The following is a 2628-nucleotide window of genomic DNA, read 5'->3' as shown; positions in this document are numbered from 1 at the left end:
TAGAAGACGAACGCGGCTCGAGCGAGGGGCGTTTACTTAAACTCTTGCCGCGTTAGGCGCATCTTGATTCGATTCAACCAGGCGGTCGCGTCGTGCGCCACGGAGAACAGAGCAGGAATCACGAACAGTGTTACGACCGTTGAGAAGAGAAGCCCCCAGCCGATCGCAATCGACATGGGACTTACGATTTGGTCGTAGCCACCGATCCCGTAAGCTGTTGGGAGTACGCCCCCCAGCGTGGTCAGAGTCGTGATCAAAATCGGGCGCAGGCGAGAGACTACCGCGTCTTCGACAACTTCTCGCGTGGATCTTTGACTGTCGTTCTTTTTCATATTTCGGTGCACGCAGTCCATCATCACAATAGACGCATTGACAACTACGCCCGCTAAACCAATCGTTCCGATCACGGCGGGCATAGAAAGCTGCAGACCGTGCATGAAAAATGCAATGATCACTCCTGCAAGAGCAAAGGGAATAACGATTACCACTGAGAGCGCCTCTAATAAGGAACCCAGCAGAATCCAGATCACCACAGCGATGGCTAGCACAACTAAAAGTGCAACAGACCCCAATGCACCGGTGGTTTCGGCTGTGTCGGCGGCTTCCCCTCCGATGATCAGCTCTAAGTTTGGCTGATCGGCAAAGCGCGGCATGAGTTCTGTTCGGACTTTCTGCGCAAAGCTGACGGCTGTCCAAGGTGCATCGGGGGTGAAGCTGGCGCGTATCGTTGCCGCTCTTGATCCGTCTCGGTGGTAAATACGATCCAGCCCAGGGGTTTCTATCGGCCGCACAACGTCGCGCAGCGGTACCCGTTCGCCGGTGGTCGAACGCACCGAGGTGTCGAGTAACGCATCCAGATTGACGCGCGCATAGGGTGCGAGCTGCACTCTAAGCTCCGTGGTGTCATCGACGTCCCGATGTTCAGATGCCTCGATTCCGAAGAAGGCCGCTTGTACAGCGAGCGCTACGCTGCGCGCATCTAGTCCTAGCATGGCGATTTTATCGTGATCCAAGTTGAGGTCCAGCTTGGGTGTGCCGGGCCGCTCATCCACCTGGAGCTGAGTAATGCCAGGCTGCGAACCGACCCAATCCGCGATCTCGCTCGCTGCGGCTCGGCGGCTCCCGGCTTCGTTGGCAAGTACATGTAAGGTGACGGGTTGATCTGTCGGGGGGCCTACGTACTCGGATTGAAAGGTTAGCTGGACGCGAGGGTCAATAACGAGGTCTCGCTGTAATATCTGTATCCATTCTTGATTCGTATAGCGTCGATCGAGCTCCTTAAAGACGATCGTGAGTAAAGCTTCGTGTTCCGCCTCTCCTCGTGCCTTTTCGTTTCCGTTTACGTCTTGGTGGCCGATTCGGGCGGTAACGGCTCTAAAATCCTCTGAGGTGATCGATCGAATTTGTCGCTGCAGATCGGCTGAGAGGGCTTCTGTTCGTTCCAGAGGTGTGCCGACCGGCGCACTGATCTTGAGGAACAGTAGGCGAGCGTCTGCCTGCGGAAACTGAACAAAATCGACGCGCGGCTGTATCACAGCCATTACAAATAGGAGTGTGGCAAAGGCAGCGCCAATCACAAGGCTTCGGTGCCGAAGGCAGGTTCTAATCGCGAGACGGTAGTGCTCTTCGAGCCTTTGAACCCAAGCGCGCTTCCTGGCATTGCCGGCTCGCACCGAAGACATATGCGCGGGCAAAATAAAGAAAGATTCCAGCAACGAGAATACGAGCACGAGTACGACCATCGCGGGGATTTGCCACATTACCTTTCCCGGGATGCCCCCCATTGCCACAATGGGGCCGAAAGCCAGTGCCGTAGTAATAGCGGCGGCCATAACGGGCTTGACCATTTCTTGTGTGCCGACGACCGCTGCATCGATTGAGCTCAGCCCTCGCTCTTGGTGCATTACGATATTTTCGGAGACGACAACAGCGTCATCGACCACCATGCCCAGCACGATTACCAGCCCAGTCAGGGTGAACAGGTTGAAAGTCATGCCGAGTGGGAATAGCAAAATGATTGCTCCGCAAAATACCACGGGAATACCCACTAAGACCCACACTGCGGCCGCTCTGCGCATAAATGCCAAAAGAATTAATGCCACGATAACCGCGCCCATGACTCCGTTTGTTGCCATGACTTCTAATCGATTACGAGTAAAGAAGGTGACGTCGTTGACGTATTCAAAGCTGACGTTGGGCGGAATAGTTGTTGCGTCCATCAGCTCGCGAATGGCGTCGACGGCTTCAATGGCGTCACCGCCCTCACGTTTTCGAACGATGAGTGATAATCCCTGTTGCGCATTGGTTTGCACGATTAGTCCCGTATCCTCGCGCGTGGCTTCAATGCGAGCGATGTCCCTTGCTCGAACAAGACCTTCGGACGCAGATGCAACTACCGTTTCGCCGACATCGATAGGATCCTCAAACCGGCTCCAAACGATGACCTGGCTGCGTCGGTCTGCCGCTTCCAGTGTGGCCCCCGTTGTTGAAACGTTACGTGCTTGAATGGCATTGACGACATCTAAGAGTGTGACCCCGTGCGACTCTGCTAGCATGGGATCCACTAAAACTCGCACTTCGGGGTCTTGCAACCCCACGATGGTCACGCGAGAGATACCCGGTAGGCGT

General features: G+C 55.3%; 1 protein-coding gene. It reads right to left on the bottom strand.

The genetic code is table 11. From position 1 onward, the window contains the following. Positions 1-32 precede the first annotated feature (32 nt). Positions 33-2628 (bottom strand): efflux RND transporter permease subunit (locus tag ACTF5Z_RS11385; RefSeq protein WP_438985740.1); only part of this gene is annotated, 2596 nt, incomplete at its 5' end.

Source organism: Aequoribacter sp. (assembly GCF_965659035.1).
Taxonomy (GTDB): domain Bacteria; phylum Pseudomonadota; class Gammaproteobacteria; order Pseudomonadales; family Halieaceae; genus Aequoribacter.
The sequence above is the reverse complement of the archived record's forward strand: the minus strand, read 5'-3'. Positions and strand labels throughout refer to the sequence as shown.